A 20,056-nucleotide genomic window follows, 5' to 3' on the forward strand; every position below is an offset into this window, starting at 1 on the left:
TATGTAGGAAAAAAATAATAGATTTTTTTCAAAAAAGTAGTTGCCACTTTCGAATGTTCTATGATATTATAAATCTCGTTGTTACGGAACAGCTTCAATAGAGTACTGCAAGAAAGCTTTTGTCTCAATGCTCTATGATACATAATCCGACACATCAAGAGCCATTAGCTCAGTTGGTAGAGCATCTGACTTTTAATCAGAGGGTCGAAGGTTCGAGTCCTTCATGGCTCACCACTTTTTATGGCCCGTTGGTCAAGCGGTTAAGACACCGCCCTTTCACGGCGGTAACACGGGTTCGAATCCCGTACGGGTCATTGATTTACTTTAGCGTTATTGCTAACTCCTTATTTGTCCTCGGAGGGCCGCCACGATACGGTTCTCCGGACAAATTACTGTAAGGTCCGGTAGTTCAGTTGGTTAGAATGCCTGCCTGTCACGCAGGAGGTCGCGGGTTCGAGTCCCGTCCGGACCGCCATTTTACTTTACTTTATAGTATAGAAAAGAAACATCTGGCTCGGTAGCTCAGTTGGTAGAGCAACGGACTGAAAATCCGTGTGTCGGCGGTTCGATTCCGTCCCGAGCCACTTACCCAAACGCATCTGCAATAGTAGGTGCGTTTTTTCTTTTGTTATAAAAAAGGGAGAGCCGGCTTTTCAGCCGGCCCAGAAGAAGACGTCAAACAATAGACGGCGTTTATTTTCGTGAGGTTTCAAAAAAATATTATTTTTTAAAAGAAAATAAAAAACATGACAAAAGGATGGCAGTTCAATACGTTTTTGCGCTGTTCTCTTTAATTTTTTTATCTTTTGACCTGAAACCGTTATAATAGACGGGGAACGTTTTTCATGATCCGAATTGTGATCATCATGAAACATCAATAGATGAAATGAAGTCATTCTGGCAGGAGGAAAATCAAGATGATGGATAAGAAAATCCTTGTAGTCGATGATGAAAAACCGATTGCAGATATATTAGAGTTTAATTTAAGAAAAGAAGGCTATGACGTGCATTGTGCGTACGACGGAAACGAAGCCGTGGAAATGGTGGAGGAGCTTCAGCCTGATTTAATTCTTTTAGATATTATGCTTCCGAATAAAGACGGAGTTGAAGTGTGCCGGGAAGTCCGGAAAAAATATGATATGCCGATTATTATGCTGACGGCAAAAGACTCGGAGATTGACAAGGTCATCGGGCTTGAAATCGGAGCGGATGACTATGTCACGAAGCCTTTCAGCACGCGTGAGCTTCTGGCCCGCGTCAAAGCGAACCTGCGCCGCCAGCTTACGGTTGCGCCGGCTGAGGAAGAATCAGCTTCTAATGACATTCATATCGGTTCTCTCGTCATCTTCCCTGACGCTTATGTCGTATCAAAAAGAGAAGAAACGATCGAGCTGACTCATCGTGAGTTTGAATTGCTTCATTACTTAGCCAAACATATCGGACAGGTTATGACGCGTGAGCATCTGCTGCAGACTGTGTGGGGCTATGACTATTTCGGTGATGTGAGAACGGTGGATGTAACAGTGCGCCGTCTCCGTGAGAAAATCGAGGATAATCCGAGCCATCCGAACTGGATCGTCACAAGACGGGGTGTCGGTTATTACTTGAGAAATCCTGAACAGGACTAACCGGCGATGAATAAGGTTGGTTTTTTTCGGTCTATTCAGTTTAAGATCACGCTGATCTATGTGCTTCTCATTATCATCGCCATGCAGATTATCGGCGTGTACTTTGTGAAACAGGTGGAGAATTCTCTTCTCAAGTCCTATGAATTATCGTTAAATCAGCGGATTGACAATCTATCCTATTATATTGAGCAGGAATATAAAGGAGATAATGACAGCACCGTCATTAAAGATGACGTCAAACGGATTTTGAATGATTTTACGAAAAACAATGAAATACGGGAGATTACATTTGTTGATAAAAGCTATGAGGTCGTCGGTTCTTCGAGGCCTTATGGCGAGGAAATAGCGGGGAAACAGACGACTGACCCGATTTTTAAACGGATTTTCTCAACAAAACAGGCCTATTCAAAAAAATATTATGATCCTAAAAGCAAAAACAGAGTGCTGATTTCAGCAAAACCTGTCGTCACAGAGAATCAGGAAGTTGTCGGCGCGATTTATGTCGTGGCCAGTATGGAAGATACCTTTAACCAGATGAAAACCGTCAACTCGATTCTTGCTTCAGGAACAGGCTTAGCCCTTGTTCTGACGGCTCTTCTCGGTATATTTCTCGCCCGCACCATCACCCATCCGCTGTCGGATATGCGTAAGCAGGCGATGGAACTGGCAAAAGGGAATTTCTCCAGAAAGGTGCGGAAATACGGGCATGATGAAATCGGTCAGCTCGCAACGACGTTCAACCATCTGACGAGAGAGCTTGAAGATGCCCAAGCCATGACGGAAGGGGAGAGAAGAAAGCTTTCTTCCGTTATCGCGTATATGACGGACGGTGTCATCGCTACGAATCGCAACGGGGCTATTATTCTTTTAAACAGCCCTGCGCTTGAGCTGCTGAATGTTTCACGTGAAACGGCTTTAGAGATGCCGATTACGTCTTTATTGGGCATAAAAGAGAACTTTACATTTGAGGATTTAGTAGAACAGCAGGATTCAATGCTGCTGGAGATCGAACGTGACGATGAAACGACTGTACTGCGGGTGAATTTTTCCGTTATTCAGAGAGAGCACGGAAAAATCGACGGTTTAATCGCGGTTCTTTATGATGTCACCGAACAGGAAAAACTCGATCGGGAGCGCAGAGAGTTCGTTGCCAACGTGTCTCATGAGCTGCGGACACCGCTGACGACCATGCGAAGCTATTTAGAGGCGCTTGCAGAGGGCGCGTGGGAAAACAAAGATATCGCTCCGCGTTTCTTAATGGTGACCCAAAATGAGACTGAGCGCATGATCAGATTGGTGAACGACCTGCTTCAGCTTTCTAAATTCGACAGCAAAGATTATCAGTTTAATCGGGAGTGGATTCATATGATCCGCTTTATGTCACTGATTATCGATCGTTTTGAAATGACGAAAGAACAGCATGTCGAATTTATCCGCGAGCTTCCGGACAGAAATCTGTACGTGGAGATTGATCAGGATAAAGTGACGCAGGTTCTCGATAATATCATTTCTAACGCACTGAAATACTCACCGGAAGGCGGGCATGTCACTTTCTCAGTCGATGTGAACGAGAAAGAAGAGCTGCTTTATATCAGCGTAAAAGATGAAGGTATCGGCATTCCGAAAAAAGATGTGGAAAAAGTCTTTGACCGTTTCTACAGAGTGGATAAAGCGCGCACGAGAAAACTCGGCGGCACCGGGCTCGGCCTTGCGATTGCAAAAGAGATGGTTCAGGCGCACGGCGGAGACATTTGGGCCGACAGTGTAGAAGGCAAAGGAACGAAGATTACATTTACTCTTCCATATAAAGAAGAGCAAGAGGATGATTGGGATGAGGCGTGAAAATATAAAAACAGTCATACTGTCAGTGCTGGTCGTCATTAGTCTTGTTTTAACATGGGGAATTTGGACATTCCAGCCCAATTTTTCAGAAGGCACGGCCTCAACCAAATCGACTGTCCGGGAAAAGCATAAAATTGATAAAACGAGCCAAAAAGTGTCGCAAACGGTAAAACCCCGGGATATGTTTATTCATACAAACGGCTCTCATTATAAAGTGGATGATGAGACGCTCTTTAATGACCTGTGGGCGGATTTGCCGCAATGGGAAGTAAAAGGGATGAAGGATATTTCCGATCAATACGACAAGCTCGGTTTTAAAAATTGGCTTTACGGCAGAAACGGCAATTCGGCAAAGCTCGATCTGCAATTCAATGACACCATTCCGATTGATTTCTTCCAATCGATGTTTAAATGGTCAAATCCGTCAATGGAATACAGCTCATTTGACCATATTGTTATTCCGTTTAATGAGAATAAGACGAATAAGAAGATTTACATGGTCTCGTACAGCAAGCAGCTGATTTTGGAAGTGACTGTGGAATCGGCGAATTACCGCAATCTGATGAATGAGCTGTACAGCAAAAAGTCGAGTATGCCGTTATACCACCTCTATTCGGTCGGAAAAAGCAAAGAATTTCTCATGCCGAATGCGCGGTTTAATATGAAGGAAAAAGAATTTATCACTGAAACCATTAAGACGAACCTGTTTAAGCAGACGCTTTTTAATGATCCGAGCACGGTCAGAGAGGACCCGAATTACAATCGGAATGTGCTGACTGACGGAATCAGCCGTCTGGAAATCAATTCGACACAGCGGCAGATTCAATTCCAGCATCGGAACCTGGCACAAAGCGCTTCTTACCAAACGGGTGAGCTGATTAAGAAAAGCTATAAATATTTAGAGGATACGGGAAGCTGGACGGATCATTATCAATTTTTCAATGTGAGTGATAACCAGCAGCTGAGTTTCTACATGTTTAAAGACCAAATGCCTGTGATCAACAGCACGTCTAAGCCTTTCGGATCCGGCCCTGTTTTGACCCTGCAATGGGCCAATGACGAGGTTCTCAGCTACAAGCGGCCGAACTATGTTCTCGGGCCGAATCCGATTAAAACAAAAGACGTAAAAATGATGAACGGCAATGAGGTTGTGTCTCTGCTGGAGCAGCAGGATAAATACGACGTGAACAAAATCGACCAGATCTTCCTGTCCTATCAAATGGTCTCTTCGTCAACGAATGATCTTGTTGAGCTGGAACCCGTCTGGAGTATGAAAATCAACGGGAAGATCGTCCCGATTACGAAAGATCTGCTGGGGAAGGAGGAGGACGATAATGGAGTGGAATAAGACAAAAACGATCTTCATCATTGCCTTCCTCATCCTCGATATTTTTCTCGGCTATCAGTTTTTTGAAAAACGCTCGAGCAGTGAATACGAAGTGATTAAAAATTCAAACGTGGAAAAAGACATGGAGATGGACCATATCACATTCGGCAACCTGTCTTCTGATTCCGCGACGGGCTACCGGCTGACGGCGGGCCAAAAGGTATTTACCGCTGAAGATATTGATGCTTTGAAGGATCAAAAGCCGTTAATGGAGATGCCGGCGGATGATCATAAGGTCACAACGCTGAAAATGAAATTTACCGATCCGGTCGGTTTATCGAAGCAAAAACCGCAGGAGGATGCGGAATCGCTCGTCAGCTCTAAAGTAACCGGCGGTGAAAAATATAAACTGTGGAAAGTCGACAAGGATCAAAAACAGATCATTTTTTACCAGACGTATGACGGACAGTTTATTTATCAGGATTTTGACTCGTCCACGGATGCGATCGGACAGGTGATTCTGCATCTGAACGATAAAAACCAGGTCGTATCTTACGAGCAGACCATGCTGGAGTCATTCAAGCGAATCCAGACGGAGAGCCTGATTCCTGAGCTTGATGCGGTCGAATTATTGTATTCTCAAAATTACTTAAAAGCGAATTGCGCCGTTAAAAGCGTCAAGTTCGGCTATATTGCCCAATACCCGCTGACAAGTACGCAGGTGCTGGCGCCGGTATGGAGAATTACAATTGAAGATAAGTCAAAAGGGACGAAGAAAAAGACACAGCAAACGTACACTGTGAATGCATTGGAAAGCACAGTCATTGATAACAATCAAAATAAATAATGGAGTGAGACACAATGGGCTTGCAATTTAGCGTGCTTGCGAGCGGGAGTACCGGAAACGCGTTTTATCTGGAGACAGAGGAGCACTCTTTTCTGGTGGATGCCGGCCTGAGCGGTAAAGCGATGGACGGGCTGATGGAGAGAATCGGCCGTAAGATAGACGACGTCGACGGCATCTTTGTCACTCACGAGCACAGCGACCATATTAAAGGGCTCGGCGTCATTGCGAGAAAGTACGGTCTACCCGTCTACGCCAATGAAAAGACGTGGAAAGCGATGGAGAATCAGATCGGCAAGCTGGATACCGGACAAAAGTTTTTGTTCCCGATGGAAAGCGTGAAATCTTTCGGCGGGCTTGATGTTGAGTCATTCGGCGTCTCTCATGACGCGGCCGAGCCGATGTTTTACGTTTTCCACTACCAAGGCAGAAAGCTCGCGCTGATGACGGACACCGGATATGTGAGCGACAGAATGAAAGGCATCATCCGTTCGGCCAATGTGTTTGTGTTTGAAAGCAACCATGACGTCGGCATGCTGCAAATGGGCAGATACCCTTGGAGCATTAAGCGGCGGATTTTAAGCGATGTCGGCCACGTCTCGAATGAAGATGCGGCGCTCGCCATGACTGATGTCATCGGCGACGGCACATCGCGCATCTATTTGGCGCATCTGAGCCAAGACAACAATATGAAGGAACTGGCGAGAATGTCCGTGCAGCAGACATTGGCTGCGAAAGGATTTGTCGCCGGGGAAACGTTTCAGTTATTTGATACCGATCCGAAAATTCCGACGCCGCTGTGCGCCGTGTAATTTTTCCAAATGAATCATGATTATTAATCCGCGATCTGACCCACACTATAAGCAAATCGAGTACTCTTGAAAGGATTTGAGATAGGGTGGATTATAATCGCGATGATGAACAGTACGCCTCCGAACAGCCCCGCCGCAGCAAGAGAGGATACTTTCTATCAAGTCTGATCGGCGTCATCGTCGGGGCCGCGCTCATGGCTTTCCTGTTGCCGTACTGGACAGGCGGAGACCATGGAGACAGCAGCAAAAGCACCAGCCAGCGTCTCGACAGCGAACAGGTGAAAACAGTCAACGTAAATGTCAATGACGCTGTCACGAATATGGTCAGCCGTGTATCGGATTCGGTAGTCGGCGTTCTCAATATCCAAAAGACCGATATTTGGGGAGAGGGCGGCGAAGCGGGAAGCGGTTCGGGCGTCATTTACAAAAAGAACGGAAACACATCTTATATCGTAACCAATCACCATGTCATTGAAGGTGCGACTGAGATTGAGATCAGCCTGAAGGATGGCTCGCGCGTGCCTGCTGAGCTGATCGGGAGCGACCGTCTGATGGATCTCGCGGTACTGAAGGTGAAGTCTGATAAAATCAAATCGGCCGCCCAGTTCGGCAATTCTGATCAAGTCAAAGTCGGAGAACCGGTCATTGCGATCGGAAATCCGCTCGGACTTGAATTTGCGGGTTCAGTGACACAGGGGATCATTTCAGGCACGGAAAGGGCGGTGCCTGTTGACTCAAACGGCGACGGACATCCGGATTGGAATGCGGAAGTGCTGCAGACCGACGCCGCGATTAATCCCGGCAACAGCGGCGGCGCTTTGATGAATATATCGGGCAAGGTGGTCGGCATCAACTCAATGAAGATCGCTGAATCCGCCGTTGAAGGAATCGGCCTGTCCATTCCGTCAAAGCTTGTCATTCCCGTTATTCAGGATTTAGAAAAATACGGAGAAGTCCGACGGCCTTTCCTCGGTATTGAGATGAAATCCTTAACGGATATTGCGAGCTACCATTGGAGCCAGACGCTGAAACTCCCGAAAGGCGTTAAAACCGGGGCGGTCATTATGGGTGTCGACGCGTTTTCACCGGCCGGAAAAGCGGGTTTGAAAAAGCTCGACGTGATCACTGGATTCGACGGACATAAGGTCAATGACGTTGTGGATCTCCGCGAGCGCCTGTATCGCAAAAAGATCGGCGACCGTGTGAACATCACGTTCTACCGTTCGGGAAAGAAAAAAACAGCGGAAGTCAAACTGACAGAAGCGGATCGATTACAGAAATAAAAAAGCAGCCCGGACATCCGGGCTGTTTCTTATTGATTTATTTGTTAATATTATACTATTGTGAAGCGGGGAGGTGAAACACATGAAAACGGCTGATGTGATCATCGTATTGAATGAAATCGAGGGTGAATGTGAAGGAAGAATTATTTTAGAATGCAGAATTTAAGAAAATGAAACACGTCATATCAAACGTCCTTTTTCGGGGGCGCTTTTTTTATGCCTTTTTTCAGAAGCCATAAAAAAGAACTGAACGCGGGTCTCAACACGTTCAGTTGAAAATGGGTATGTTTAGAAAAGGGCAGATATGACCTTAGAACTTTGTAATTGAAACAGACTGGTGCTGAATTGAAGCGGCAGCTTATTGATTATGATTTGCAGATAGTTCCGTTTTGAGCGTTTACTTTCACCAATTCAGCTTGGATTCCGTTTTGTTTCAGATAAAAGCGAATAATAGAAGGGGAAGCGAAAAAAATAAACACAGGCTGATACATCTAAGGAGAGACTGCATCATGGATAAGTTGAAAGGCATCAAGCTGCTGAGTGCAGACGGCGAGTCTGCACTCATTGATTCTTTAACGATGGGGCTTCATCACGGAACGGTCCTCGGGGAAGACAATATCGTCGAGGTGTACATCCGTTCTTTGCGCGAAAAGCTGAAGGACAAAGAACACAAGGTGATTCGCACGGTTCGGGGCGCCGGGTACAGGGTGAACCTGGCATGAAACGGCTGTACAGAACCCTGCGGTTCCAGCTCCTGTTCAGATCACTGGCGATGTTGACCTTGCTGTTATGTTTCATCGGCGGCACACAGTACATGTTGATGAGACGGACGATGTATGAAAATCAGGCGATCAGCATTCAGAGTGATATCAATTCAATGGATCAAAGCGTATGGAAGTCAATCAAAACCCTTGCCCGTTCCGAAACACCGGCTCATCCGAAGGTGATTTACCCCGGGGTGACGGTTGCTTTTATCAATCAATCATACAAGATGTCAGTTTTATCAGAAGACCCGCACGCGGGGGCCGCTCCTTCTTTCCCGAAAAACGTGTATCGGGATGCGCTGACAGATACAATGGCGCTTCACTATCAGGTGGCTCACAATAAGGCGGGTGAGGAAATCATCGTCGTGTTTCAGGCGATTTCCGTTGACGGAAGTCAGGCGGGAGTTGTGCAAATGAGCACGCTGACACAGCCTCTGAATGATTCGCTTTTCCGCCAGATCAGCATTTTCGCGATGCTTTCCTTTGCGGCTTTGGTCATCGGACTGTTTGTTTTTTTGCCGGTGATCCGGCTCACACTCAAGCCGCTGTCCCGCATTGTGCATATGATGGGTGACATTCATGCCGGCAGTCTCGATAAACGGCTGCCGATTGATAGGAAGCAGGCCGAAATTGAGTCATTGGGCATCTCCATCAATCAGATGCTGGAACGGATTGAAACCGCATTTCAGGCGGAAAAAGAAGAGAAGGAGCGCATCCGGCAGTTTGTATCAGACGCATCACATGAGCTGAGAACGCCGCTTACCTCCATTCACGGCTTTATCGAAATTTTAATGCGCGGAGCGGCGGAAAAGCCGGAGCAGAAAGAAAAAGCGCTTCAAAGCATGTACGCGGAATCCGTCAGGGCGAATAAGCTGATAGAGGATCTTTTGTTTCTCGCGAAGATTGACCGGGAGCCGAGCTTTGAAATGAAAAAAGGCGCATTGGGAGACGTCATTTTGGAAATGGAGGCTGAGCTGAAGCTGCTCGCGAGAAACCGGAAACTTGAGTTCTTTGTCGATCAAAAGATAGAAGCCGTTTTTGACAAAGACAAAATGAAGCAGGCCATTCTCAATCTCTTTTACAATGCGGTGCAGCATACGGATGAAGACACGGGTGTCATCACCGTCTCCCTGCAGAAAGACGGAGGAATCATGCTTATGATTGCGGATAACGGAACGGGAATCGCTCCGGAGCATGTGCCTCATGTGTTTGACCGGTTTTACAGGGCGGAAACCTCCCGATCCCGTCAATCCGGCGGCACGGGGCTGGGTCTTGCCATTACAGAAACCATTATCGACAGCCATAACGGAACAATTGAAGTGAAAAGTGAGCAGGGAAAAGGCTCCGTGTTCATCATCCGGCTGCCGGGATAAACCGGGATAGCGGAAGAAATATCACAATTTATATATAAATTCTAAATTTTCAAAAAATAACTTGTCCTTTTCCAATATTGATGATAATATCTAGTTATTGGCAAAGGGGGTGTGTACTGATGAAGATTGAAGAACTTGATCTTGATACAGAAACAGCAAGCTTGGTGCAGCGTTGCTAGTAAAGCCGTGACTCCCCTCATTGGGGAGTTATTATCTTTCAGGGGGTATGTCATGATGTCAACGGACTGTAAGCGCTGGAAGTTTAAAGACAGCGTGCAGGTGCTGACCTACACGGCGCATATTATCATTCAATATCGAAAGGCGATTAAGCTTACGCATACGAGTGAGATCAAAGAGGCGGTTGAACGGCTGATCACCGGCTGTGAAAAACAAGAGCTTTCTGATCTTCTGGGAGAGGAAGCGGGAAACCGGTTTTTCGATGCGTTAATGAAATTGGATGCTTTAATAGAGCCATGGCAAAACGGCCGTGAAGGCTGCATCACTGAAAAGCAGCTGTACCATTTTGAGAAATACAACCAAAACCCCAATCTGATCCAAAACAGGTTAGACGGCAGCAGGGCAGCGATCGTGGGTCTGGGGGGCGTCGGAACGATCATTCTTCAAAACCTTTTGGCGGCGGGCATCCAGCATTTTATTCTCATTGATTTCGATGCCGTATCAGTACATAACCTGAACAGACAATTCGTCTATAATAAATCTTCTGTAGGCAAATTAAAGATCTCAGAATGCAGAGATTATATTGCGGGTATCAATCCTCATGCGGACGCAGCACTTTACCATCAGGAAATGACACAGCCGCAGGACCTGCGTGTGTTAGATCCGTACGAAATTGATATCGTCATAAATGCCGCTGACAAACCCCATAACATTTCTGAATGGGTTTATCAGTATTGTAAGCAGCGGAATATCGCGTTTATGACCGGGGGTGTCGGCAGCTTCAGCGGCCAATGGGGGCCTCTGCTCACGCCTGAATCCTATCAATCCGGCGTCACCTATGAAAAAAGCATGCCGGCCGGACTTCTGAACTGTTACCCCGATGAACCGATCAAAGGTTCTTTAGGAGCGACAAACGGTATTATATCCTCGTTTATGTCTCATGACATTATCACATACCTTGCAGGCGGAAGCCCGAAATCCCTGAATACCCGCATCGGCTTGGACTTTGACGGCCTTCATATTACAGAAACGAAGCTATCTCAAAAGGAAAGCGCTTTATGAAGACGATGCATCGTACGGCGAGAAAACCGGGCGACCCTCTGAAAATAGAAATCGACACAAGCCCGATACGCTTGAACCCATTAGATACGCAGGATTACACAAGCAAGATGATTTGCAGCATTATGTATGAAAGTCTGCAGGACGGCTATAACTGCCGAATCATCCGCAAAGATCGCCGCACCTGTCAGGTGGACATTCACCCAGACTATTTAGGTGACGCCGAGGGTGTGGTTCAAACGATCATCTATCATCTGACGAAAGAAAACCAAAGTCCCCATCTCGGCAGTTTCCTGAACATAAAACAGGCCGTTCCGTATGTAAAAGGCCTCGTCTCTTCCGATCAGCTCGGGGTGAACGTAACGGGTGAAAAACGAATTGAAGTCACCTTGGACGAGCCGTCTGATGAAATAGAAGCCGTTTTGCAGAGCAGCTTTCTGATTCCGGGAACCGCCGGGGGCGATGTGCCGGAAAACGGCCCGTACCGATTCAAGCGTACGTTTGAGAAAGGGCTGGAATTTGAGCGGAATCCGCAATATAAAATGACGCCCGCGGATCACCGCACCGTTCAGATCATCCAATTTATTTTGAATGATGATCTGGAAAAAAGCATCGGGCTGTACGAAGCGAATCAAACGGACGTGACCTGCCACACCCAGTTTCATCATTCCAACATGAGGTATCGGCAGTATGCTGATTTTAAAGAAAATCATTTGCCGATGTTATTTACCTTCAAGGTAAAGGACGGCATGCTGAGAACTTTCATTCAGCATTATTTTGATAAACAAAAGCTGGCCGGCGATTTGGGGCATATCATCACACCGACTGATTCGCTGATCGGTATATGGGAAAGCGGGCGGACACCGAAGAAAGATCCGCCCCTTTTGACAAAAGAAGAGCCGATCCGAATCGTTTATGCCGATTATTATCCCAACGGAGAGATCATTGAAAGGCTGGCTGAATTGTTTCGGCGGGCCGGAGCGGACGTATCCGTCTCCCGCGTCAGTCATTTCAATGATTATTACCATATGGATAAAAGCGGGTTTGATATTGAGCTCCATTTGTTCCTGCCGGCTTACATGCATGAGCTGAGCTATATCAAATATTTCATCCGCGACATCAGCGATCCGGGGAAGAAAAAAACGATCATTGATGCCATAGGATCTGAAAAAAAGAAGGAACTTTTTGGGTTATTCGAGAATACAACTCATTATTGCCCAATTTGTTTTGGGAAAAGTCTGTATCTGCAAGATCCATGTATAGAGGGTTTTAGTGTGAAGACTGACGGGCTCCTTTCTGTTCATGATGTTAAATGCAGATAGCTGGAAAGGGGTATTCATTTGCGGAATCGAAATTTGCTTTACTTCTCCGGTTTTTTCGGAAACTTCTTTTTCGAACGGGGAATTTGGATTTTATATTTAACAAGCATGAATTATTCATTGTTTCTTGTGGGCATCCTGCAATCGGTCCTGAATTTGGCGATGTTTCTGGCGGAAGTGCCGAGCGGCGTCATCTCGGACAGAATCGGGAGAAAAAAATCGCTCTTGCTCGGCCATTTTATGGTCATTGTCTATTTGGTGATGTTCCTGAGCTTCCATAACTTCATCGCCCTCTTCATCGCCCATATTATATACGGTATCGGGCTGACGTTTATATCAGGAACGGATCACGCCTTTTTGTTTGATTCACTGAAAGAACAAGGGAAAGAAAAGTGGTACGGCAAATCCATCGGAAACTATAACGGACTTGTCATACTCGGTCTTGCGATCGCCATGGGCATCGGCGGCTACTTGCAGGAAATATCATGGTCGTATGTGTTTATCGCCGGGATTGTGACTCAGCTGATTGCGATGGCGGTCATTACACAGCTGACGGAAATCAAATTTGAAAACAGTGAACACGAAACGCAGACGGTCGGGGACATCTTAAAAGAAGTCAAAGATTTCTTCAGGCTGAACAAAGCCTTTAAATATTTGGTGCTGTCACTCTCCGTTTTCTTTGCGATTACATCGGTTTTTTATATGTACGGACAAGATCTGTTAAGTCAGGAAGGGCTGTCCGTGCGCAATATATCCATTATTTTTGCGGGGCTGTCCATCTTGCAGGCGCTGTGCTCCATCTTTTCTTCAAAGCCGGCGGAAAAATTCACGCCGAGGCGCGTGCTTCTGCTGACATTCTGCATCATCGGGGCGGCCTATCTGTTTATACCTTCGGGCAGTCTGTACGTGACGATTGCAGCTTTTGTCGTCATCAACGCGCTCTATGATGTGATAGAACCCGTATCCAGTCAGGTGGTGAATAATGAGATTCCGTCCAGAACGAGAGCCACGCTGCTGTCCATTATCAGTTTGATGACCTCGCTCTTCATGTTCATTGCCTTTCCGTTTATCGGATTCTTAACGGACTATTTTGATTCAGCTTTGCTGCTGACCGCAATCGGGGTATTATCCATCTTATTGTCGCTGTTTATGATGCTCAGCTTTTACAAACTGAAAGCGAGCGTCGCCATCCAGAATAAAGTCGAGCTTTGAACCAGAATGACAAAGGGATGATGTGAGTTGCTGAATATTCATAATCTTACGGTAAATTTAGCGGGAGATACGATTTTCAAACAAGTTTCTTTTTTCATCAATGAAGGCGAAAAAGTGCTTGTGGCCGGGCCGAACGGTTCCGGCAAAAGCACGCTGTTCAGGGTGCTTTCAGGAGAGCTTGAGGCGGATGAAGGAACGATTGCGATCAACAAAGGGGCGAAGGTCGGTTTGCTGAAGCAGATCGCTGATCCCCATGAGGATCTGACGTTGTATCAATATCTGGAAAAATCGTTTGAAGCTCTCGCGGCGATCCAGAAGGAAATGAAGGCCATTGAGCTGAAGCTTTCGGAACCGATGAGTGATGACGAGCTGACTGCTTTATTGGAAAAGTACAGTCAATACACGGAAACATTTGAGCGGAACAACGGCTACCAGATGCACGCGATGATTGACGAGGTATGCAACGGGCTCAGCCTCAGCGAATTAAAGGACCAGCCGTTTTCAAAGCTGAGCGGCGGCGAAAAAACAAAAGCCGGCCTTGCCGAAATTTTAATCCGCAACGACGACATTATACTGCTGGACGAGCCGACCAACCATTTGGATGTCCATGCGATTGAATGGCTTGAAGGGTTTATTAAAAAATCGAACAAAACCATTCTGTTTACGACCCACGATAAAACGTTTGCCGACCAAACGGCGATGAAGGTGCTCGAGATTGATGATACTGAGGTGAAGATTTGGCCTTACGGTTTCAGCGAATACCTGAAAAAACGGGAAGAATTCATCATCGCCCAGTTTGAGAAATATGAAGAACAGCAGAGAAAAATACAGAAGATGAAGGAATCCATCGCCCAGCTGAGAGATTGGGCCAACCGCTCGAATCCGCCGTCTGTCGGCCTGCACAGACGCGCGAATAATATGGAAAAGGCGCTGAAAAGGATCGAGCTGATCAATAAGCCGGTCCGGACGGAGCAAAAATTAAAAAACGCATTTCAGGAAGCGGGCGCCGGTTCAAAAGATATTGTGTTCATTGAAAACGGAAAGGTGGCCAACGGATCTTCCCTTTTATATCAAAATGTGAATCTGCGCATAAAGCATAAAGACAGAATCGGCATCGTCGGCAGAAACGGCGTCGGCAAAACAACGCTGATCCGCTGCATCATCGGGGAAAGAGAACTGTCGGACGGCACCATTAAAGTAGGGGAAAATCTTAAAATAGGCTACATTGATCAAAAGAGCCACGTCGGAGATTCGAGTCAGACGATTCTGCAATTCTTTAAAGAAAATCTGCTGACTGAAGAGGGCATGGCCCGGAATATTCTGGCCAAGTACGGATTTTACGGGTCGTCGGTCTTTAAAAAACTTTCCGTCCTGTCGGGCGGTGAGAGAATCAGGCTGAAGCTGTCCATCTTAATGGAAAAAAAGCTGAATGTCCTGATCCTGGATGAGCCGACCAACCACTTGGATATTGAATCTCAGGAAATTCTCGAAAACAGCCTGATGCAGTTTCAAGGCACCATCATCTGCGTTTCTCACGACAGAAACCTGCTGGAGAAGTTCAACAAGATTTTCTGGCTTGAGAATCAAAACGTCACCATCTTTTCAGGTCCATACAGTTACGCCAAACAAAAAAAACGGCAGATTGCCGAATAAAAGGGGAATGGATATGACCATTGACAGACTGACAATCAATGAGTTATCGTACGATCTTTTTGTAAGCGAGTATGCTGATAAGAAACCTTTTATTTTGACGGGGGCAATGGATCACTGGGAATGCAGGCGGTGGACGCTTGAATACATTGACGAACACTATGGAGACAGAATGGTCACCATCCGGAAATCAGATATCGAAGGGGTCAAAACGTTTAAACAAGTAAAGCTTTCCAACTATATCGAGTACATTGATCAGAATGATGATAAATGGTACTGTGACTGGAATTTTACGCAGCTGAACCAAAATGACTTAGACCTTGTCTATTCCGCACCCGAGTATTTTACAAAAGACACATTGAGAGCGGATGAAGAAACGGGACGGGACTGGAAATGGTTCTTTCTCGGTTCTAAGCAGACAGGCACGCCGCTGCATCAGGATTTTAACAGCACGCACGCGTGGAACGGCGTCATTTTCGGGGAGAAGGAATGGATTTTCTATCATCCGGACGACTCTCCGTATTTGTACGAAGGAAATATCAATGTCTTTGATGAAAAAGACATAGAGCAAAAATCGCTGGCGCAAAAGGCGTCTCCGATCCGCTTCAGACAAAAGGCGGGAGAAATCATTTACGCGCCGCGCCATTGGTGGCATCAAGTCGAGAATACGGAACATACATTGGCAGTGAGTGAGAACTTTTGGTTTGCCGGAGAGCGGCTTGCCAATCAGATATAACCTGACGAAAGGCTGAGAAGCATCTCAGCCTTTTTTTGTATGGATTCATTTCATCCGGTCCAGACCGAATTTTTTCAGGCGGTATTGCAGGCTCTGTCTGCTGATTCCGAGCTCGTTTGCCGTTTTGGATATGTTATTGCCGTGTTTTCTCAGGGTTTTTTCGATCATGTATTTTTCGAAGTTTTCCATTTTGTCTTTTAAATCGGTGCCGGGCTGGGTGCTTGCGGCGGCTTTGCTTTCCGTGTCAGCGGGTTTGATTTTCATCCGGTATTGGTAAGGCAGGTGGGCCGCCGTAATCGTCGTTTCATCCGTCATAAAGTTCATGGCGCCTTCAATCATATGTTCAAGCTCGCGGATGTTGCCCGGCCAGTCATACTCCAGGAAAAATTGCTGCACATCGTCACTGATCGAATCAACATGCATTTGAAACAGGTGGTTGTTTTTCTGAATAAACACTTCGGCCAGAGGCAGAATGTCTTCCTTGCGCTCCCGGAGCGGGGGAATGATCAGCGTGACAACGCTTAAGCGGTAGTATAAATCTTTGCGCAGCCGCTCTTCTGAAATGGCGGTGATCGGGTCTTCATTCATCGTGGCGATGATACGGACGTCAATCGGTTTGTCCTGAGCTGATCCGATGCGCCTGATTTTCTTTTCCTGAAGGGCGCGGAGCAGTTTTGCCTGCAGGCTGAGATTGAGAGAGTTGATCTCATCGAGGAGCAGGGTGCCTCCCTGCGCCTGCTCAAATAAGCCGGGCTGGTCGATGGCTCCGGTAAAGGCGCCTTTTTTCGTGCCGAATAAAATACTTTCGACCAGACTGTCCGGCAGGGCGGCGCAGTTTTGTGAGATGAACGGGGCGCCTGAGCGCTGGCTGCCGTTGTGAATGCTTTGGGCGAACAGCTCCTTGCCTGTTCCCGTCTCGCCGGCCAAAAGCACGGACGATGACGTACGGGTTGCCCGTTTCGCGTTTTCGATGACTTCCCGAATGACCGGGCTGTTGCCGAGAATGCTGTCAAACGTGTAGCTGTTCTGTTCTTTTCTGTGCATGTTCTCCCTGATCAGCCGTTCGAGCTTGGTGACGTCCTTGGCGATTTCCACGGCGCCCTTGATCTCGCCGTTTTGCACAATCGGGAAGGTGTGGTTGATCGTCGTGATTTCCTGGCCTTTGTTATTGAAATAGCTCTGCTTTACATTTTTAATCGTTTTGCCTTCTTGAAGGGCCTGAACGAGCGTGCTGTCCTGCTGATTGGAAAACATAAATACATCAGTCAGATTTTTATGCAGGACGTCCCGTTCATCCATATCTTCAATCTGCATCATTTTCTTATTGTAAATGACGGTGCTGCCCTTCTCATCCACCACATGCAGCCCGACATCAATCTCTTCCAGAATGCTTTGTAACACGAGTGTGTAAAATTCGCTGGTTGTGTGCAGGTCAATTCCCCCTCTCAATCGTCTTAACATTCATTATTTTAAAATAAATCGAACAGGAAACGCAAAAAAATTTTGCGCTTAGACGATGTTTAAAAATAAATGGAAATTGAGGTAATAAAACCATTGACTTTTTTAGGGAAATGGCTGATATTTAGATATATACTTAAATATCTAAATTTTATATATATGAGAGGGGGAAAGTTTTTGAATAAAGCTTTTAAAGCACTGGCCGATCCTACAAGGAGAAGAATTTTGGACTTATTAAAGAAACAAGACATGACAGCTGGTGAAATTGCGGAACACTTCGACATGTCAAAACCCAGTATTTCTCATCACCTTACCATATTGAAAAATACTGATTTGGTTCACGATGAGAGGAAGGGCCAATTTATTATGTATTCATTAAATACCACTGTATTACAGGATCTTATAGGCTGGTTCTTTTCTCTGACTGATTCAGAACATGATAATAAGAAAGGCGGGGAATCATGAAAAAATATCTCTTTTCGGCAGGAATCATTGTTTTAACTGTTTTCACATGGGTTTGCACTTATTCATCTTTACCGGACAATTTGGCGACACACTGGGGATTAAACGGAAGTGCAAATGATTACCAAACGAAAGCTAATGCGATGATGATGCTTATTGGCATCATGATTATTGTATATATTTTAATGGTTATCATCCCTAAGATTGATCCTAAAAATAACTACAAAACATTTATCCGGCCATATATGGCTATATTTAATACAATGTTTGCGGTTCTGTTTGTCATTAATCTGATGACCATCTTGACCGGCCTGGGATATGATCTCCCTATATCTTATTTAGGAAACTTTATAGTGGGAGTCATTTTCATGGTATTTGGAAACTTCATTCAGATCGTGAAGCCTAATTTCTTTTTAGGGATAAGAACACCTTGGACGCTGAGCAGTGAAAGAGTTTGGAAGGATACACACAGGGTTAGTTCGAAAATTTTTGTCTTAGCGGGCATACTCATGATGCTTGCAGCCTTTTTGCCGCCGGTATATAGAGTGTCAGTCATTTTCATTGCGGCAATCGGCTGTATCATATTATCTTTACTATATTCTTACATTGTATATCAGAGACAATTAAATAAATAATTGTTGAACAGGAGCAATCTAATCGGATTGCTCCTATTTTGTCAGCGGGAAACGCAAAAAAATTTTGCGCTTGGCTGAAGTTTGCACGCAAACTGCCGGAATATTTTGCAGGAAAAGAAAGAATGCTGGCGAAACATCCCTTTTTTTCGGATTGGCACGGAACTTGCTTTATAAAAAGGGAAAGCAAGATCTAATGTTGAATGATTACAAAACAAGGGGGAATCAGATTATGTCAGCTTTCACAAAATCTCAAGAAATTATCAGCCAAACTTCACATTACGGCGCGAACAATTATCATCCTCTGCCGATTGTTATTTCCGAAGCGCAGGGTGTTTGGGTAAAAGACCCTGAAGGCAATCAATATATGGATATGCTGAGTGCTTATTCTGCGGTGAACCAGGGGCACAGACATCCGAAGATCATTCAGGCGCTGAAGGATCAGGCGGATAAAATCACTTTGACGTCACGCGCGTTCCATAACGATCAGCTCGGCCCGTTTTATGAGAAAACAGCCAAGCTGACCGGAAAAGATATGATTCTGCCGATGAATACGGGAGCGGAAGCCGTTGAATCCGCTGTCAAAGCGGCGAGACGCTGGGCATATGAGGTCAAAGGAGTAGCCGATAACCAGGCGGAAATCATTGCGTGTATCGGCAACTTCCACGGCAGAACGATGCTTGCGGTATCCCTTTCTTCAGAAGATGAGTATAAACGCGGTTTCGGACCTATGCTTCCGGGTATAAAATTAATTCCATACGGAGACGCGGAAGCGCTGCGCCGGGCGATCACGCCGAACACAGCCGCTTTCTTATTCGAACCGATTCAGGGAGAAGCGGGCATCGTCATTCCGCCGGAAGGATTTTTACAAGAAGCGGCCGCTATTTGTAAGGAAGAAAATGTGCTTCTGATCGCTGATGAAATTCAGACGGGACTCGGCCGCACAGGGAAAACATTCGCGGTTGACTGGGAAAATATCGTACCGGATATGTTCATCTTAGGCAAAGCGCTCGGCGGGGGCGTCTTCCCGATTTCGTGCATTGCGGCGAACCGTGACATTCTCGGCGTGTTTAACCCGGGTTCCCACGGCTCGACATTCGGCGGAAACCCGCTCGCTTGCGCGGTATCGCTCGCATCTCTTGAAGTCCTTGAGGAAGAAGGGCTGGCAGAGCGTTCCCTTCAGCTTGGCCGTTATTTTAAAGAAGAGCTTGAGAAAATTGATAACCCGATCATAAAAGACGTGCGCGGTCGCGGCCTGTTTATCGGCGTTGAACTGACAGAAGCGGCCCGCCCTTATTGTGAAAAGCTGAAAGGCGAAGGGCTTTTATGCAAAGAAACACATGATACCGTGATCCGTTTTGCACCGCCGTTAATGATTTCCAAGGAAGACTTGGACTGGGCGATCCAAAAGATCACAAACGTGCTTCAAAACGCGTAAAACCTTGATGCGGCAATGCTTTCCCTCTGGCTTGTATGGA

At 46.1% G+C, this 20,056-nt stretch carries 17 protein-coding genes and 4 tRNA genes; 20 read left to right on the plus strand and 1 reads right to left on the minus strand.

The annotated features are described in order from the left end of the window. Window positions 1-158 precede the first annotated feature (158 nt). The 17 genes from ACWJJ4_RS00415 to ACWJJ4_RS00495 all read left to right on the plus strand — a co-directional run bounded on the left by ACWJJ4_RS00415 (window position 159) and on the right by ACWJJ4_RS00495 (window position 16,026). Window positions 159-234: transfer RNA gene (locus ACWJJ4_RS00415), tRNA-Lys, on the plus strand. 8 nt (window positions 235-242) lie between these two features. Continuing rightward, window positions 243-314 (plus strand) — tRNA-Glu (locus ACWJJ4_RS00420). A gap of 84 nt (window positions 315-398) precedes the next feature. Continuing rightward, window positions 399-475, plus strand: a tRNA-Asp gene (locus tag ACWJJ4_RS00425). A gap of 36 nt (window positions 476-511) precedes the next feature. Then, window positions 512-584, plus strand: a tRNA-Phe gene (locus ACWJJ4_RS00430). A gap of 336 nt (window positions 585-920) precedes the next feature. Beyond that, entirely contained in the window at window positions 921-1,628 is a 708-nt protein-coding gene (gene walR, locus ACWJJ4_RS00435; protein WP_004393104.1) for a cell wall metabolism DNA-binding response regulator WalR, read from the plus strand. 6 nt (window positions 1,629-1,634) lie between these two features. Continuing rightward, window positions 1,635-3,470, plus strand: coding sequence for a cell wall metabolism sensor histidine kinase WalK (walK, locus tag ACWJJ4_RS00440; protein ID WP_004393106.1), 1,836 nt, complete (start codon window positions 1,635-1,637; stop codon window positions 3,468-3,470). Then, the gene (yycH, locus tag ACWJJ4_RS00445) at window positions 3,460-4,818 is read left to right on the plus strand and encodes a two-component system activity regulator YycH (protein ID WP_004393107.1); all 1,359 of its coding nucleotides are present in this window, start codon (window positions 3,460-3,462) and stop codon (window positions 4,816-4,818) included. Before walK ends, yycH begins: the two co-directional genes overlap by 11 nt. Beyond that, window positions 4,805-5,644, plus strand: a complete 840-nt coding sequence (locus ACWJJ4_RS00450) for a two-component system regulatory protein YycI (protein WP_004393108.1) — start codon at window positions 4,805-4,807, stop codon at window positions 5,642-5,644. The genes yycH and ACWJJ4_RS00450 overlap by 14 nt, the downstream gene beginning before the upstream one ends. 14 nt (window positions 5,645-5,658) lie before the next feature. Then, window positions 5,659-6,453 carry an MBL fold metallo-hydrolase gene (locus tag ACWJJ4_RS00455; RefSeq protein ID WP_004393110.1) on the plus strand — a complete coding sequence of 265 codons (795 nt, stop codon included), beginning with the start codon at window positions 5,659-5,661 and terminating at the stop codon, window positions 6,451-6,453. A gap of 86 nt (window positions 6,454-6,539) precedes the next feature. Then, window positions 6,540-7,736, plus strand: coding sequence for a S1C family serine protease (locus ACWJJ4_RS00460; protein ID WP_454021339.1), 1,197 nt, complete (start codon window positions 6,540-6,542; stop codon window positions 7,734-7,736). 509 nt (window positions 7,737-8,245) lie between these two features. Next, window positions 8,246-8,458, plus strand: a complete 213-nt coding sequence (locus tag ACWJJ4_RS00465; protein WP_416405977.1) for a winged helix-turn-helix domain-containing protein — start codon at window positions 8,246-8,248, stop codon at window positions 8,456-8,458. Continuing rightward, on the plus strand, window positions 8,455-9,873 hold the full coding sequence (locus ACWJJ4_RS00470) for a sensor histidine kinase (RefSeq protein WP_454021340.1): 1,419 nt from the start codon (window positions 8,455-8,457) through the stop codon (window positions 9,871-9,873). Before ACWJJ4_RS00465 ends, ACWJJ4_RS00470 begins: the two co-directional genes overlap by 4 nt. A 231-nt stretch (window positions 9,874-10,104) precedes the next feature. Continuing rightward, window positions 10,105-11,112 (plus strand): ThiF family adenylyltransferase, encoded by a 1,008-nt coding sequence (locus ACWJJ4_RS00475; RefSeq protein ID WP_077723099.1) that lies wholly within the window; start codon window positions 10,105-10,107, stop codon window positions 11,110-11,112. After that, the gene (locus tag ACWJJ4_RS00480; protein ID WP_454021341.1) at window positions 11,109-12,431 is read left to right on the plus strand and encodes an ABC transporter substrate-binding protein; all 1,323 of its coding nucleotides are present in this window, start codon (window positions 11,109-11,111) and stop codon (window positions 12,429-12,431) included. Before ACWJJ4_RS00475 ends, ACWJJ4_RS00480 begins: the two co-directional genes overlap by 4 nt. Window positions 12,432-12,449: 18 nt before the next feature. Further along, on the plus strand, window positions 12,450-13,640 hold the full coding sequence (locus tag ACWJJ4_RS00485; RefSeq protein WP_014306161.1) for an MFS transporter: 1,191 nt from the start codon (window positions 12,450-12,452) through the stop codon (window positions 13,638-13,640). A gap of 27 nt (window positions 13,641-13,667) precedes the next feature. Continuing rightward, the gene (locus ACWJJ4_RS00490; protein ID WP_454021342.1) at window positions 13,668-15,293 is read left to right on the plus strand and encodes an ABC-F family ATP-binding cassette domain-containing protein; all 1,626 of its coding nucleotides are present in this window, start codon (window positions 13,668-13,670) and stop codon (window positions 15,291-15,293) included. 13 nt (window positions 15,294-15,306) lie between these two features. Beyond that, window positions 15,307-16,026 carry a cupin-like domain-containing protein gene (locus tag ACWJJ4_RS00495; RefSeq protein WP_454021343.1) on the plus strand — a complete coding sequence of 240 codons (720 nt, stop codon included), beginning with the start codon at window positions 15,307-15,309 and terminating at the stop codon, window positions 16,024-16,026. A gap of 45 nt (window positions 16,027-16,071) precedes the next feature. Here the strand turns inward: ACWJJ4_RS00495 and ACWJJ4_RS00500 are convergent, their stop codons facing one another. Beyond that, complete coding sequence (locus tag ACWJJ4_RS00500) at window positions 16,072-17,487, minus strand: sigma-54 interaction domain-containing protein (RefSeq protein ID WP_071392516.1); 1,416 nt, start codon at window positions 17,485-17,487, stop codon at window positions 16,072-16,074. Window positions 17,488-17,661: 174 nt separating this feature from the next. Here ACWJJ4_RS00500 and ACWJJ4_RS00505 point away from each other — a divergent pair, with 174 nt between their 5' ends. The 3 genes from ACWJJ4_RS00505 to ACWJJ4_RS00515 all read left to right on the plus strand — a co-directional run bounded on the left by ACWJJ4_RS00505 (window position 17,662) and on the right by ACWJJ4_RS00515 (window position 20,016). Next, on the plus strand, window positions 17,662-17,949 hold the full coding sequence (locus ACWJJ4_RS00505; protein ID WP_015240946.1) for an autorepressor SdpR family transcription factor: 288 nt from the start codon (window positions 17,662-17,664) through the stop codon (window positions 17,947-17,949). Then, window positions 17,946-18,581: an SdpI family protein gene (locus tag ACWJJ4_RS00510; RefSeq protein ID WP_156735336.1), complete on the plus strand. Its 636-nt coding sequence runs from the start codon at window positions 17,946-17,948 to the stop codon at window positions 18,579-18,581. Before ACWJJ4_RS00505 ends, ACWJJ4_RS00510 begins: the two co-directional genes overlap by 4 nt. Before the next feature lie 229 nt (window positions 18,582-18,810). Continuing rightward, window positions 18,811-20,016, plus strand: a complete 1,206-nt coding sequence (locus ACWJJ4_RS00515) for an ornithine--oxo-acid transaminase (RefSeq protein WP_004393130.1) — start codon at window positions 18,811-18,813, stop codon at window positions 20,014-20,016. The last annotated feature ends 40 nt before the right edge of the window (window positions 20,017-20,056 follow it).

The sequence above is a fragment of the Bacillus sp. JK62 genome (genome assembly GCF_053663455.1).

Bases quoted from the DNA above. Each gene is read 5' to 3' on its own strand.
- walR (WP_004393104.1), top strand. From the start codon at position 921: ATGGATAAGAAAATCCTTGTAGTCGATGATGAAAAACCGATTGCAGAT.
- walK (WP_004393106.1), top strand. From the start codon at position 1,635: ATGAATAAGGTTGGTTTTTTTCGGTCTATTCAGTTTAAGATCACGCTG.
- yycH (WP_004393107.1), top strand. From the start codon at position 3,460: ATGAGGCGTGAAAATATAAAAACAGTCATACTGTCAGTGCTGGTCGTC.
- ACWJJ4_RS00450 (WP_004393108.1), top strand. From the start codon at position 4,805: ATGGAGTGGAATAAGACAAAAACGATCTTCATCATTGCCTTCCTCATC.
- ACWJJ4_RS00455 (WP_004393110.1), top strand. From the start codon at position 5,659: ATGGGCTTGCAATTTAGCGTGCTTGCGAGCGGGAGTACCGGAAACGCG.
- ACWJJ4_RS00465 (WP_416405977.1), top strand. From the start codon at position 8,246: ATGGATAAGTTGAAAGGCATCAAGCTGCTGAGTGCAGACGGCGAGTCT.
- ACWJJ4_RS00470 (WP_454021340.1), top strand. From the start codon at position 8,455: ATGAAACGGCTGTACAGAACCCTGCGGTTCCAGCTCCTGTTCAGATCA.
- ACWJJ4_RS00475 (WP_077723099.1), top strand. From the start codon at position 10,105: ATGATGTCAACGGACTGTAAGCGCTGGAAGTTTAAAGACAGCGTGCAG.
- ACWJJ4_RS00480 (WP_454021341.1), top strand. From the start codon at position 11,109: ATGAAGACGATGCATCGTACGGCGAGAAAACCGGGCGACCCTCTGAAA.
- ACWJJ4_RS00495 (WP_454021343.1), top strand. From the start codon at position 15,307: ATGACCATTGACAGACTGACAATCAATGAGTTATCGTACGATCTTTTT.
- ACWJJ4_RS00500 (WP_071392516.1), bottom strand. From the start codon at position 17,487: ATGTTAAGACGATTGAGAGGGGGAATTGACCTGCACACAACCAGCGAA.
- ACWJJ4_RS00510 (WP_156735336.1), top strand. From the start codon at position 17,946: ATGAAAAAATATCTCTTTTCGGCAGGAATCATTGTTTTAACTGTTTTC.
- ACWJJ4_RS00515 (WP_004393130.1), top strand. From the start codon at position 18,811: ATGTCAGCTTTCACAAAATCTCAAGAAATTATCAGCCAAACTTCACAT.